The 13,581-nt window shown below is 61.9% G+C and carries 9 protein-coding genes; 3 read left to right on the forward strand and 6 right to left on the reverse strand.

Features of this window, described 5'->3' with window-relative positions:
* Together CGA22_RS22315 and CGA22_RS22320 are read left to right on the forward strand one after the other, a co-directional pair.
* Entirely contained in the window at nt 1–555 is a 555-nt protein-coding gene (locus tag CGA22_RS22315) for a peptidylprolyl isomerase (RefSeq protein ID WP_041020173.1), read from the forward strand.
* Between the two features lie 87 nt (nt 556–642).
* A complete protein-coding gene (locus CGA22_RS22320; protein WP_041020174.1) occupies nt 643–2,475 on the forward strand; it encodes an ABC transporter ATP-binding protein in 1,833 nt (610 codons plus the stop codon).
* Nucleotides 2,476–2,546: 71 nt separating this feature from the next.
* Here the strand turns inward: CGA22_RS22320 and CGA22_RS22325 are convergent, their stop codons facing one another.
* Nucleotides 2,547–3,671, reverse strand: a complete 1,125-nt coding sequence (locus tag CGA22_RS22325; protein WP_041020175.1) for a GNAT family N-acetyltransferase — start codon at nt 3,669–3,671, stop codon at nt 2,547–2,549.
* Between the two features lie 282 nt (nt 3,672–3,953).
* Between CGA22_RS22325 and CGA22_RS22330 the strand changes: the two genes are divergently transcribed.
* Complete coding sequence (locus CGA22_RS22330; protein ID WP_041020176.1) at nt 3,954–5,270, forward strand: putative porin; 1,317 nt, start codon at nt 3,954–3,956, stop codon at nt 5,268–5,270.
* A gap of 235 nt (nt 5,271–5,505) precedes the next feature.
* Here the strand turns inward: CGA22_RS22330 and CGA22_RS22335 are convergent, their stop codons facing one another.
* The 5 genes from CGA22_RS22335 to aceK form a co-directional block, all read right to left on the reverse strand.
* Nucleotides 5,506–5,742 (reverse strand): anti-sigma factor family protein, encoded by a 237-nt coding sequence (locus CGA22_RS22335; RefSeq protein WP_024780432.1) that lies wholly within the window; start codon nt 5,740–5,742, stop codon nt 5,506–5,508.
* Entirely contained in the window at nt 5,736–6,347 is a 612-nt protein-coding gene (locus CGA22_RS22340) for an RNA polymerase sigma factor (RefSeq protein WP_041020177.1), read from the reverse strand. Before CGA22_RS22340 ends, CGA22_RS22335 begins: the two co-directional genes overlap by 7 nt.
* Nucleotides 6,348–6,351: 4 nt before the next feature.
* The gene (locus CGA22_RS22345) at nt 6,352–7,473 is read right to left on the reverse strand and encodes a beta-ketoacyl-ACP synthase III (protein ID WP_041020178.1); all 1,122 of its coding nucleotides are present in this window, start codon (nt 7,471–7,473) and stop codon (nt 6,352–6,354) included.
* Between the two features lie 265 nt (nt 7,474–7,738).
* Nucleotides 7,739–11,650, reverse strand: a complete 3,912-nt coding sequence (hrpA, locus tag CGA22_RS22350; protein WP_041020179.1) for an ATP-dependent RNA helicase HrpA — start codon at nt 11,648–11,650, stop codon at nt 7,739–7,741.
* Nucleotides 11,651–11,802: 152 nt separating this feature from the next.
* Nucleotides 11,803–13,524: a bifunctional isocitrate dehydrogenase kinase/phosphatase gene (aceK, locus tag CGA22_RS22355; RefSeq protein ID WP_041020180.1), complete on the reverse strand. Its 1,722-nt coding sequence runs from the start codon at nt 13,522–13,524 to the stop codon at nt 11,803–11,805.
* Between the last annotated feature and the right edge of the window lie 57 nt (nt 13,525–13,581).

A 13,581-nucleotide genomic window follows, 5' to 3' on the forward strand; every position in this document is an offset into this window, starting at 1 on the left:
ATGCTGAAAAAGATCGCCCTCGCCGCCGGCTCCGTTCTGTTTGCCGCCAACCTGATGGCCGCGCCTGCGCCCCATGTGTTGCTGGACACCACCAACGGCCAGATCGAAATCGAACTGGACCCGGTCAAGGCCCCCATCAGTACCAAGAACTTCCTCGAGTATGTGGACAGCGGTTTCTACAACAACACGATTTTCCACCGTGTGATCCCGGGCTTCATGGCCCAGGGCGGCGGCTTCACCCAGCAGATGCAACAAAAAGACACCAAGGCGCCGATCAAGAACGAAGCCAGCAACGGCTTGCACAACGTTCGCGGTACCTTGTCGATGGCCCGTACTTCCGATCCGAACTCGGCCACCAGCCAGTTCTTCATCAACGTGGCCGACAACGCGTTCCTCGACCCGGGCCGTGACGCCGGTTACGCCGTGTTCGCCAAAGTGGTCAAGGGCATGGACGTGGTGGACATCATCGTCAACTCCCAGACCACCACCAAACAGGGCATGCAGAACGTGCCGATCGACCCTGTGATCATCAAGTCGGCCAAGCGCATCGACTAACTGAAGGTACAGGGCAAGCCTGAGCGGCGACGGTAATCCCGCGCCGCTCACAGCAAAAAAGGAGAGCCCCCGCCCGGGCTGTTTACCATGGTTTATCGCCGTTTCGAAAAGCTGATCGACATCTTCCGCGACGCACCAAGCTCGGCCCCGCCGAACCGCGTCCTGCCCTTCTACACGTATTACCTGAGACAAGTCTGGCCGAGCTTCGCCGTCCTGCTGGTGGTAGGCCTGATTGGCGCACTGATCGAAGTGGCGCTGTTCAGTTACCTGAGTCGCATCATCGACCTGGCCCAAGGCACCCCCAACGTCGACTTCTTCAAGGTCCATGGCCTGGAACTGGCGTGGATGGCCGTGGTGGCACTGGTCCTGCGGCCCATTTTCGTGGCCCTGCATGACCTGCTGGTGCACCAGACCCTGAGCCCCGGCATGACCAGCCTGATCCGCTGGCAGAACCACAGCTATGTGCTCAAGCAAAGCCTGAATTTTTTCCAGAACGACTTCGCCGGGCGCATTGCCCAGCGCATCATGCAGACCGGCAACTCTCTGCGTGACTCGGCGGTGCAGGCCGTGGACGCGTTATGGCATGTGTTGATCTATGCCATCAGCTCGCTGGTTCTGTTCGCCGAAGCCGACTGGCGCCTGATGATCCCCCTGCTGCTGTGGATCGCCGCCTATATCGGCTCGCTCTATTACTTCGTGCCACGGGTCAAGGAGCGCTCGGTGGTGTCGTCCGATGCCCGCTCCAAGCTGATGGGCCGGATCGTCGACGGCTACACCAACATCACCACGCTGAAACTGTTCGCCCACACTCATTTCGAACAGCAGTACGCTCGCGAAGCCATCCAGGAACAGACCGAAAAGGCCCAGTTGGCCGGCCGCGTGGTGACCAGCATGGATGTGGTCATCACCAGCATGAACGGGTTGCTGATCGTCGGCACCACCGGCCTGGCGCTGTGGCTGTGGACCCAGTCGCTGATCAGCGTCGGTGCCATTGCCCTGGCGACCGGTCTGGTGATCCGTATCGTCAACATGTCCGGCTGGATCATGTGGGTGGTCAACGGCATCTTCGAAAACATCGGTATGGTCCAGGACGGCCTGCAGAGCATTGCCCAACCGGTCAGCGTCACCGACCGCGAGCACGCCAGGCCACTGGCCGTGGCCCGGGGCGAAGTGCGCTTCGAGCATGTGGATTTCCATTACGGCAAGAAGAGCGGTGTGATCGACGACCTGAACCTGGTGATCAAGCCAGGGGAAAAGATCGGTCTTATCGGCCCGTCCGGCGCGGGGAAATCCACCCTGGTCAACCTGCTGCTGCGTCTTTATGACGTCGAGGGCGGGCGGATTCTCATCGACGGCCAGGACATCGCCGAGGTGAGCCAGGAGAGCCTGCGTGAACGGATCGGCATGATCACCCAGGACACCTCGCTGCTGCACCGCTCGATTCGCGACAACCTGCTTTACGGCAAGCCCGACGCCACCGACGCACAGCTCTGGGAAGCCGTGCGCAAGGCTCGTGCCGATGAGTTCATTCCGCTGCTGTCGGACGCCCAGGGTCGCACCGGTTTCGACGCCCACGTGGGTGAACGCGGCGTGAAACTCTCCGGCGGCCAGCGCCAGCGCATCGCCATTGCCCGGGTGCTGCTCAAAGATGCGCCGATCCTGATCATGGACGAAGCGACGTCAGCACTCGACTCGGAAGTGGAAGCGGCGATCCAGGAAAGCCTCGAGACGCTGATGCAAGGCAAGACCGTGATCGCCATCGCCCACCGTCTCTCGACCATCGCCCGGATGGACCGGTTGGTGGTGCTGGAAAACGGCCGCATCGCCGAAACCGGCAGCCACGCCGAACTGCTGGCCCACGGCGGGTTATATGCGCGGTTATGGCAGCATCAGACGGGAGGGTTTGTGGGGATTGACTGAAACCTGACTCAACCCACCTGTGGCGAGGGGATAAATCCCCTTGCCACAGGGCCCCATTTCAGCCAGTGGACTCAACACTGCCGATACGGCAACGCCCCCCTCGCCTCCTCGGCATACGCCAACACCCCGGCCTGTTCCCGAACAAGGAAATCCGCCACCGCCGCTTTCAACCCGGGATGGCGCAGGTAATGCCATGACCGGGTAATCACCGGTTCGAAACCGCGAATCAATTTGTGTTCGCCTTGGGCGCCGGCATCGAATCGCTGAAAGCCTTGGGCGATCGCGTAGTCCATGCCTTGGTAGAAACAGGTCTCAAAGTGCAGGCGGTCGAACTCTGCCAGGCAGCCCCAGTAACGCCCGTAGAAACTATCGCCGCCAACCAGGCTGAACGCCATCGCCACCGGCCGGGATCCTTGCCTGGCCAGCACCACGCGAATGGCCTCGGGCATGCGCTCGGCCAGCAGGCTGAAAAATGTCCGGGTCAGGTACGGTGCCTGTCGACGCACGGCGTAGGTATTGGCGTAGCAGGCGTAGACAAAATCCCACTGCGCCTCGTCCAGTTGATGCCCCTCGAACCATTCGAAATCGATGCCCTGCCCCGCCACCTGTTCGCGTTCCTTGCGCATCTGCTTGCGCTTGCGGGAACTGAGTGCGTCGAGAAAATCCTGGAAGTCCCGGTAGTCACGATTATGCCAATGGTATTGGCAGCCGATCCGCTGCAGCCAGCCCTCTTGCCCGATCAACGCCGTGTCGGTGAAGGGATCCGTGAAGTTGATGTGGGCACTGGAAAGCCCCTCGATTTCCAGGTAGCCCGGCAAGCTCTTGAGCAACTCAAAACCGTCTTCGACCGTGGCCGCCAGTAGACGCGGCCCGCTGACAGGACTGAACGGCACGGCCGTCAGCAGCTTCGGGTAATAGTCGATGCCGGCACGCTCGCAAGCGTCCGCCCAGCCATGATCGAACACGTACTCGCCGTAGGAATGCCATTTGCGATAACTGGGTAACGCGGCGATCAGACGATCACCGTCCATGTGCAGCAAATGCTCGGCCTGCCATCCGGAATGCGGGCCGACACTGCCGCTGTCCTCCAGCGCACTGAGAAAGGCGTGGCGCAGAAACGGCTGACTCTGCGGTACCAGGGCATCCCAGGTGTGCGGGGCTATTTCAGACAGTCTGTGCAGGCGCTGCAACGGCATCGATCCTCTCCACTTCGCGATTCAGAGCCTGGCCAGTATCGCTTATCGTCGTGAGTTCCACACCCCGCAGTGGCCGACAAGACACGCTCGAAAAAGTTCAGAACGACACTGAATGGTCACCGATGCGCCATCACATTGCCACCGCCCTGTCATAAACCATCGCGATACTGGCGCCTGTTTTTAGAGCGCCGGGTTCTAACAACCCGGTCACCGTTTCCGTCCTTCAACGGTCGGTTGTGTCTTGGATGATCCGTCATCCTCTCTCATCCTTCGGAGATTGATATGCGTCTTGCTTCCACAAAAACTGCGGCGGCCCTGTGTGGCGGTCTGCTGCTGGCCATGAGTGTACCGGCCAGCGCCGCAGTCGACGCCAAACTGCTCGACATGCTCAAGGCCAACGGTTCGATTACCACCGCGCAGTACACCGAACTGCAGGCCGAACTGGCCCGGGATCAAAAGGAGCAACAAATCGCTCGCCAGGCCCAGCAGGAGACCAACGAACAGATCGCCGCGACCGCGAAGAAGACCAATGAGCTGAGTTCCTTCGACCAGAAACTGGCGTGGGCGGCCAAAACCCAGTTCAAAGGTGACGTGCGCTTCCGCCAGGAAACCGTGAAGAACGACGGCGTCTCGAACACCGGCGACCAGGATCGTCAACGTATCCGCGTTCGCCTGGGTGCCTACAGCGAAATCAACCCGCAAGTGGATACCGGCATCCGCATCGCCACCGGCAGCGACAACGATTCGCGCTCCACCAACCAGAGCCTGGACAACAACTTCACCAAGAAAGACCTGTGGCTGGACCAGGGCTACGTCGACTACCACCCGGACGCCATCAAGAACCTGCACCTCGTGGGCGGCAAGATGCCACAGCAATGGGTGAGCATGGGCGACATCATCTGGGATAGCGACATCAGCCCGGAAGGTCTGTCGGCTTCCTACAAGTACCCGCTGGGCGCCAGCACCGAGCTGTTCGGCAGCGCCGGCCACTACACCCTCAAGGACAACGTGGACGGCGAAGGCAAACAGTTCCGTCACGACCTGCGCCTCTACGCAGGCCAGTTGGGCGCTCGCTTCGCGATCACTGACAACCTGAAAATGACCCTGGGTGGCAGTATCTACGCCTACGATAACGACAACGACATCAACAACACCTGCTCGGCCAACAACTGCCGCCTGGCCATCAACGGCAACAGCGCGAACGAGCAATTCAAGCTGTACGAAGGTTTTGGCCAGCTCGACATCGGCGGCCTGCCAATGCCTCTGTCGCTGTACGGTCAAGTGGTCAACAATAAGGACGCCAGCAACGATCAGGACATGGGCTGGCTGGTGGGTGCCAAGACCAAGGTCTTCGGCTTCGGCCTGGACTACAACTATCGCGACGTACAGCGTAACGCCGTGGTCGGTGCTTTCACCGACTCCGACTTCGCCAACGGCTTCACCGGTTCGCGTGGCAGCAAGCTGAAAGCGAGCTACGAACTGGACAAGAACTTCTCGCTCGGCGCGACGTATTTCATGGCCGACTCCGACTACACCAACGCCACGCTGAAGGACTCGAAGATCAACACCCTGCAACTGGATGCTGAAGCGAAGTTCTGATCATCGCACTACAGCTCGGGCAAGGAAGCCCGACGCGCATCTTACCGCCTGACGTCGTTGCATCGGTCCCATCATCCGTCCGATTCAGCAACGCCAGGTTTTTTTCATTGAGCCGCCCCCTTGTGGGAGCGAGCCTGCTCGCGATGAGGCCGTGTCAGTCGACATTTCTGTCAACTGACAGACCGCTATCGCGAGCAGGCTCGCTCCCACAGGGTGTGTTGTGGTGACTCAAGATTCAGCGTGAATGCCGGCGGCGCTCGGCGGCGAGTTTTTCGGCGAGGTGATCCAGGTCGGGGACGGGCGGTTCGGGGAGTTTTCTGAGGGTGGCCTGCATCAGCTTCATCTGGCGGATGAAACGTCGGCAGTTGGGACAGAACATCAGGTGATGACGCACCATCAGGCGTTCGCGAAAGCTCAATTGACCGTCGAGATAATCGCTGGAGCGCGCCACTTGTTCCTTGCAGGTCAGCATTCGCCGGTCTCCTCGAAATGTTCCACGGTCGCGAAGACCTTCAGCCGGGCGCGATGCAACAGCACGCGTACGTTAGAGAGCGAGATGCTCAGAAGATTACAAATCTCTTCCAGCTCCAGCCCCTGGCGTTCGCGCAAGGTCAACACGCTGCCCTGCAGTTCCGACAGGCTGAGCAACGTGTGCTCAAGGCAATCGCGCAATTCACCCTCCGTGAGCAGCGCTTCCGGCGTGTCCTGGTGCCAGGCGAACGGCGCCAGCAGCCAGTGGCCATCGGCGGCGAAGCGGTCGTCGCCCAGGGTGCCATGGGGCGACGGCAGGTCGTCGAGCAGCACCTCGCGACGGTTCTGCTTGTAGCGCCCCTTGGCAGCGTTGGCGGTGATGGTCAGCAACCAGGTCTTGAGGCTGGAGCGGCCCTGGAAACCACTGAGGTTGCGCACCACCGACAGCCAGGCGTCCTGCACCACTTCGTCGGCATGGCGGCTGCCAACGATGGCATAGGCGACCGCGCGCATCGGGCTCTGGTAGGTGCTGACCAGCTCCTTGTAGGCGCGCTGCTCTCCCGCCAGCAGGCGTTGGAGCAATTGAGTGTCGTTGGTGGAGGTCATTCAATCAACGCTTGCGCAGAATCACGCTGCCGATTGAATACCCCGCCCCAAACGAGCTGAGTACCGCGACCGAGCCACTGGGCAAATCATCCTGGTTCAGGTGGAACGAAATCACCGAACCCGCCGAGCTGGTGTTGGCGTAGCGGTCGAGGATCACCGGTGCTTCCTCTTCGGTGGCCTCGCGTCCCAGCAGCTTGCGCACGATCAGGTGGTTCATGCTCAGGTTGGCCTGGTGCAGCCAGAAGCGCTTCACTTGCTCGACACTCAGCTGGTTTTCTTGCAGATGAGCGCCAATCAGCTCGGCCACCATCGGGCAGACGTCGCGGAACACCTTGCGACCTTCCTGGACGAACAGCTTGTCACGGGTGCCGATGCCCTCTTCCGCGGCGCGGTTGAGGAAGCCGAAGTTGTTGCGGATGTTGTTGGAGAACTTGGTGAGCAGCTTGGTGCTGACCACATCGAACTGATGCGACGAGGTCGCCAAGTCCGCCCGCTCGATGATCACAGCGGTGGCCGCGTCGCCGAAGATGAAGTGGCTGTCGCGGTCACGGAAATTCAGGTGGCCGGTGCACACTTCGGGGTTGACCATCAGGATCGCCCGGGCCTGGCCCAATTGCACGCTGTTGGCCGCAGCCTGGATGCCGAACGTCGCCGAGGAGCAGGCCACGTTCATGTCGAAACCGAAACCTTCGATGCCCAGGGCCTCCTGGACTTCGATGGCGATGGCCGGGTATGCGCGTTGCAAGTTGGAACAGGCGACGATCACCCCGTCGATGTCGGCGACGGTACGGCCGGCGCGTTCCAGCGCCTGTTTCGCGGCGCCGACGGCCATTTCGCAGAGCACCGACCATTGCTCATTGGAGCGCTCGGGCAAGCGTGGGGTCATGCGCTGCGGGTCGAGGATACCGTCCTTGTCCATGACAAAGCGGCTCTTGATACCGGAAGCCTTTTCGATAAACGCCGCGCTGGATTCGGTCAACGCCTCGATTTCACCGCGCGCGATGGCGTCGGCGTTGTCGGCATTGAACTGCGCGACATAGGCGTTGAAGGATTGCACCAGCTCTTCATTGGAAATGCTGTTGGCCGGGGTATACAGGCCGGTGCCACTGATGACGACGTTATGCATGGTCGTGTCTCTGATCTGTTCAGGCAGAAAGCATTGGCACCAACGTACCAATACGCAAAGGGTCTTTTCCCATCCTGGGGAAGCAGACCTGGCATCGCTTTATTCCGATCCGCCCGGGGAATTGAAGCTCAAAACCACGGGACCGGCTTTATAGCGGCGAAGTTTGCCATAAACGCTGGCGTTTGGCCCATTCTCCATAAGCCAAGACACAAAACCCTGATGCGAAAGCCAGGGCAACGCTCCCACAAGGATCAACGGTGTCGCCTCAAGGCTCCACCTGCCCCCACTGCTTGCCCAGGCGCTTGTCCGAAATAGGCACCTTGGTTCCCAACTGCTGGGCGAACAGCGACACCCGGTATTCCTCCAGCCACCAGCGGTAAAGCTCCAGTTGCGGATCGCGCTTGCCTTCCTGGGCGTGTTTGCCGGCGCGGGTCTGGTATTGGGCCCAGAGGTTCGACAGTTCGCCGCTCCAGACCCGGTCTTTCTGCACCTGACTGCCCAACTTCTCGAAACGCTGCTCAATCGCCTTGAGGTAGCGCGGCAGTTCCTTGAGCCATTGATGCGGGGTTTCGCGCACGAAGCCCGGATACACCAGATGGCTGAGCTGTTGCTTGATGTCGTTCAGCGCCACGGCCTGGGCCAGGTCGATCTTGCCCTTGAAGCGCTTTTGCAGGCCGTGCCAGAGCTTGAGGATATCCAGGGTCAGCTTCGCCAGGCGTTCGGCGTGTTCGGTCCAGCCGCCGCGCTTGCGCTCGGCCAGGGACGCCAGCGCGGCACCGTCGCGGGGCAGGCTCGCCTCGCCTTCCAGCACGCAGCTGTCGAGACTGGCCAACAGGATATCTTCCACCAGGTTGTCAATGCGTCCCAGTTCGCGGTAGAGCAATCCCAGTTCAGTCAGCCCCGGCAACTTGCCCCGCAGGAACTTGGCCGACTCCGCCAACTGCTGCATCAACAACCGCTGCAAGGCGCGGCGATGCTGGAACTCAGCTTCGGCCGGAGTCGGGAAACGCCCTTCCTTGACCACGCCGCCCTCTTCCACCAGCGCCGGATACACCGTCATCGACAGCCCGGCGATCTTCTGCTGGGTCTTTTCCGCCACCGGCGCGAAGACCTTGGCCTCCACCGGCGCCTGGCTTTTTGCACTTTGCGGCACCGCCAACGCTGCCTGGCTGGCCTCGGCAAAACGCGCCGTCAGTTCGGCCAGGTCGCGTCCCTCGCCGAGGAACTTGCCCTGGCCGTCGACGATTTCCAGGTTCATGCGCAGATGGCTTTCCACTTGCTGCGCCGCTTCGGCCCAGGCTTCGTCGCTGACCCGCGCGCCGGTCATGCGCAGCAGCTCACGGCCCAGGGATTGCGGCAACGAGCCGTCGGCGAAGGTGATGCGCTGCAACGCAGCCTTGACGAAGTCCGGCACCGGCACGAAGTTCTTGCGCAGGGCCTTGGGCAGGTTGCGCACCAGGGCAACGCACTTGGCCTCGATCATACCGGGCACCAGCCACTCCAGGCGCTCCGGCGGCAGCATCGGCAACAGCGGCGCCGGCATCCGCAATGTCACGCCGTCGCGGGGGTGGTTGGGCTCGAAGTGGTAGCTGAGCGGCAACGTCAGGTCGCCGACGCGCAAGGTGTCGGGGAAGTGCGCGGCGGTCACTTCGCTGGCCTCGCGCGCCAGCACGTCCTCTTCGCGCATGATCAACAGCTGCGGGTCTTTCTGGCTGTTGATCCGGTACCAGCTGTCGAACGTCGCGGTCTGGTGGATCTCGGCCGGCAACCGTGCGTCATAAAAAGCGAACAGGGTTTCTTCGTCCGCCAGGATGTCGCGGCGCCGGGCCTTGGCCTCCAGCTCGTCGAGTTGCTCCAGCAATCGGGTATTGGCCGCCAGGCACTTGGCCTTGGACTGGATCTCGCCGCGCACCAGGGCCTCGCGGATGAACAGCTCCCGCGACACCACTGGGTCCACCGGCCCGTAATGCACCGGCCGGCGGCCGACCACGATCAGCCCGAACAGGGTGATCTGTTCATACGCCACCACCTGTCCGCGCTTCTTCTCCCAATGGGGTTCGAAGTGGTTCTTCTTAATCAGGTGCCCGGCCAGCGGTTCGATCCAGTCCGGCTCGATCTTGGCGACCATGCGTGCGTACAGCTTGGTGGTTTCCACCAGTTCGGCGGTCATCAGCCACTGCGGACGCTTCTTGCCCAGGCCCGACGAAGGGTGGACCCAGAACCGCCGTTGGCGGGCGCCCAGGTAGTCGCCGTCTTCGGTTTTCTGGCCGATCTGGCTCAACAGGCCCGAGAGCACCGCTTTGTGCAGTTTCGGGTAATCGGCCGGGTCCTTGTTGAGGCTCAACTGCATGTCGCGGCAGATCAGGCTCAACTGGCGATGAGCGTCGCGCCACTCGCGCAGGCGCAGGTAGTTGAGGAAGTTCTTGCGGCACCAGGTGCGCAACGGGCTGGCCGTCAGGGCCAGGCGTTGCTCTTCAAAACCACGCCACAGGTTGACCAGCCCGGCGAAGTCCGAATCCGGATCCTTCCATTGGGCGTGGGCCTGGTCGGCGGCCTGTTGCCGTTCGGGCGGACGCTCCCGCGGATCCTGGATCGACATGGCGCTGGCGACAATCAGCACTTCCTGCAGGCTGCCCAGCTTCGCCGCTTCCAGCAACATGCGGCCCATGCGCGGGTCCACCGGCAAGCGCGCCAACTGACGGCCCAACGGGGTCAGTTGACTGTTGCGGTCCACTGCCGACAACTCTTGCAGCAGGTTGAAACCGTCGCTGATGGCCTTGCCATCCGGCGGCTCGATGAACGGGAAGTCAGTGATCTCGCCGAGGCGCAGATGCAGCATCTGCAGAATCACCGCCGCCAGGTTGGTACGCAGGATCTCGGGATCGGTAAATTCCGGTCGACCAAGGAAATCTTCTTCGCTGTACAGCCGCACGCAGATCCCCGGCTCGACCCGCCCGCAACGCCCCTTGCGCTGGTTGGCGCTGGCCTGGGAGATGGCTTCGATGGGCAGACGCTGGACCTTGGCGCGATAGCTGTAGCGGCTGATCCGCGCGGTGCCGCTGTCGATCACGTAGCGGATGCCCGGCACGGTGAGCGAGGTTTCGGCGACGTTGGTCGCCAGCACGACACGACGGCCCGGGTGGGACTGGAAGATCCGCTGTTGCTCGGCCGGGGACAAGCGCGCATACAACGGCAAGATTTCAGTGTGCTTGAGCTGGGCCTTGCGCAGCATTTCCGCCGCGTCACGAATCTCCCGCTCCCCCGGCAGGAACACCAGCACATCGCCAGGGCTGCGGCGCTCGCTGCGCTCATGGGCGGCGATTTCATCGAGGGTAGCGAGAATCGCCTGGTCGACGGTCAGGTCGTCCTCGACGCGGTTGCCCTCTTCGTCCTGCTCCAGGGTCAGCGGGCGGTACCAGGTTTCCACCGGGAAGGTGCGGCCCGAGACTTCCACGATCGGCGCGTCATCGAAATGTTTGGAGAAGCGCTCCAGGTCGATGGTCGCCGAGGTGATGATGACCTTCAGGTCCGGGCGACGCGGCAGCAGGGTCTTGAGATACCCCAGGAGGAAGTCGATGTTCAGGCTGCGCTCGTGGGCTTCGTCGACGATGATCGTGTCGTAGCGCTCGAGGTAGCGATCGTTCTGGGTCTCGGCCAGCAGGATGCCGTCGGTCATCAACTTGATCAGGGTGTTGGCGTCGCTCTGGTCCTCGAACCGCACCTGATACCCCACCAGCGCGCCCAGCGGCGTGGCCAATTCCTCGGCGACCCGGCTCGCCACGCTACGGGCGGCGATCCGGCGCGGTTGGGTGTGGCCGATCAAGCCATGCTGGCCGCGCCCGATTTCCAGGCAGATCTTTGGCAATTGCGTGGTTTTGCCCGAACCGGTTTCGCCGGCGATGATCAGCACCTGGTGCTTGAGCAGCGCGTCCTTGATTTCGTCGCGCTTGGCGGCAATCGGCAGATTGTCGTCGTAGCGAATCAGCGGCAGACTGGCCTTGCGCGCCAGCACCTGGTCGCACGACGCCTGCATACGCGCCACCCACTGGGCCAGCTTGGCCTCATCGGGCTTCTTGCGCAGCTCGAGCAACTGCCGCCGCAACCGGTGACGGTCGGCGAGCATGGCGTGGTCGAGGTTCTTCAGCAGTTTGTCGATAGCGGGGGCTTGGTCAGTCATCGGGTACGCAAAGGGTCGTCGGCTTTATGCAGGGGGCGATTGTCGCAGATTTGCGCCCCTGTGGGAGCAAGGCTTGCCCGCGATGAAGATGACACGGTCTCCCCCGGGGGACCGAGGCGCCTGCATCGCGAGCAAGCTATGCTCCCACGGGGTTATTCGTTGTTCCGATCCTTGCGCCGATACGGGAACACATCAATCACCTTCCCCGCCCGAATGGCCTCTTGCAGGCCTTTCCAGTAATCGGCGTTGTACAGCTCACCGTGCAACTGGTCGAACAGCTTGCGTTGCCCGGCGTCGGCGAACAGGAACGGCGGAAACTCTTCGGGAAAGACATCCAGCGGACCGATGGAGTACCACGGTTCGGAGGCCATTTCGTCTTCCGGGGTGCGCGGCTGGGGGATGTGACGGAAGTTGGCTTCGGTGAGGAAGCAGATCTCGTCGTAGTCGTAGAACACCACGCGGCCATGACGGGTCACGCCGAAGTTCTTGAGCAACATGTCGCCGGGAAAGATATTCGCCGCCGCCAATTGCTTGATGGCCAGGCCGTAGTCTTCCAGCGCCTCACGCACCTGAGCCTCGCTGGCGTTTTCCAGGTAGAGGTTCAGCGGTGTCATGCGCCGCTCGGTCCAGCAGTGACGAATCAGCACCGTATCGCCTTCCACCGACACGGTGGAGGGTGCCACTTCCAGCAGTTCTTCCAGGCATGCCGGTTCGAATTTGTCCAGGGGGAAACGGAAGTCGGCGAATTCCTGGGTATCGGCCATGCGCCCGACCCGGTCGACACTTTTCACCAACCGGTACTTCTCGATCACCGTGGCACGGTCGACGTTTTTCGACGGCGAGAAGCGGTCCTTGATGATCTTGAACACCGTGTTGAAGCCCGGCAGCGTGAACACGCTCATGACCATGCCGCGCACCCCCGGCGCCATGATGAACTGGTCGTCGGTGTTCGCCAGGTGATTGATCAGGGCCCGGTAGAATTCGGACTTGCCGTGCTTGTAGAAACCGATGGAGGTGTACAGCTCGGCGACGTGTTTGCCCGGCAGGATGCGCTTGAGAAAGCCGACGAATTCCGCCGGCACCGGCACGTCCACCATGAAATACGAGCGGGTGAACGAGAAGATGATCGAGACCTGGGCCTCGTCGGTGATCAGCGCGTCGATCTGGATGCCCCGGCCCTCGCGGTGCAGCAGCGGAATCACCAGCGGCCACTGATCGTCGCGAGTGAAGATCCGGCCAACCAGGTACGCGCCCTTGTTGCGATAGAGCACGGATGAAAACAGCTCCACGGTCAGTTCCGGGTCCTTGCAGACCCAATCCGGCAGGTTCTCCCGCAGTTGGGCTTCGAGGCGCTGCAGATCGCCCGCCAGGTCGGCGTAGTCCTCGCTGAAACGGTAATCGGCGAAGATGCCCGCGAGCATCCGGTCCAGTTGTCCCTGGGGCTTGTAGGTACGGGTCTGCGCAGAGCGGGCCCGGCGCAGGCTCGGCCGGGTGGTGTGGATGAACATGGTGCCGTCGCTGATCAGGTCATGGCTGAACAGGCCGCAGAAAATCGAGTTGTACCAGGTCTCGGACAGCTCATCGTCGAAGCGCAGGTCGATCAGGCTGATGTAGGCACTTTTCACCAGCGGCCAGCAGCCGACATCCATCAGCGCCTCGGCGTCGAAAGCCTTGCGCAGCCGTGCCACGGTTTCGAAGACTTTTTCTTCGTACAGATTGATCCGCGCCGCCGACGCCGCTTGTGCCTCCTGCCACCGGGCCTGCTCGAACCGGGCACGGGCACCGTCGGTAATCTGCCGGAAATGCTCGCGATAATCGTCAAAGCCGTCGAGAATCGAGCGGGCGATATCGCTGGCGGGCCATGGCTGCGGCATAGGGAAAACCTCGGCGGGGGCGTCTTGTTATGAGCGACTGAGCTTAGAGGCCAATCA

The sequence above is a fragment of the Pseudomonas sp. PSB18 genome, assembly GCF_014596565.1.
Classification (GTDB): domain Bacteria; phylum Pseudomonadota; class Gammaproteobacteria; order Pseudomonadales; family Pseudomonadaceae; genus Aquipseudomonas.

Coding starts and splice junctions, on each gene's coding strand:
- CGA22_RS22315 (WP_041020173.1), top strand. CDS start 1: ATGCTGAAAAAGATCGCCCTCGCCGCCGGCTCCGTTCTGTTTGCCGCC.
- CGA22_RS22320 (WP_041020174.1), top strand. CDS start 643: ATGGTTTATCGCCGTTTCGAAAAGCTGATCGACATCTTCCGCGACGCA.
- CGA22_RS22325 (WP_041020175.1), bottom strand. CDS start 3,671: ATGCCGTTGCAGCGCCTGCACAGACTGTCTGAAATAGCCCCGCACACC.
- CGA22_RS22330 (WP_041020176.1), top strand. CDS start 3,954: ATGCGTCTTGCTTCCACAAAAACTGCGGCGGCCCTGTGTGGCGGTCTG.
- CGA22_RS22335 (WP_024780432.1), bottom strand. CDS start 5,742: ATGCTGACCTGCAAGGAACAAGTGGCGCGCTCCAGCGATTATCTCGAC.
- CGA22_RS22340 (WP_041020177.1), bottom strand. CDS start 6,347: ATGACCTCCACCAACGACACTCAATTGCTCCAACGCCTGCTGGCGGGA.
- CGA22_RS22345 (WP_041020178.1), bottom strand. CDS start 7,473: ATGCATAACGTCGTCATCAGTGGCACCGGCCTGTATACCCCGGCCAAC.
- hrpA (WP_041020179.1), bottom strand. CDS start 11,650: ATGACTGACCAAGCCCCCGCTATCGACAAACTGCTGAAGAACCTCGAC.
- aceK (WP_041020180.1), bottom strand. CDS start 13,524: ATGCCGCAGCCATGGCCCGCCAGCGATATCGCCCGCTCGATTCTCGAC.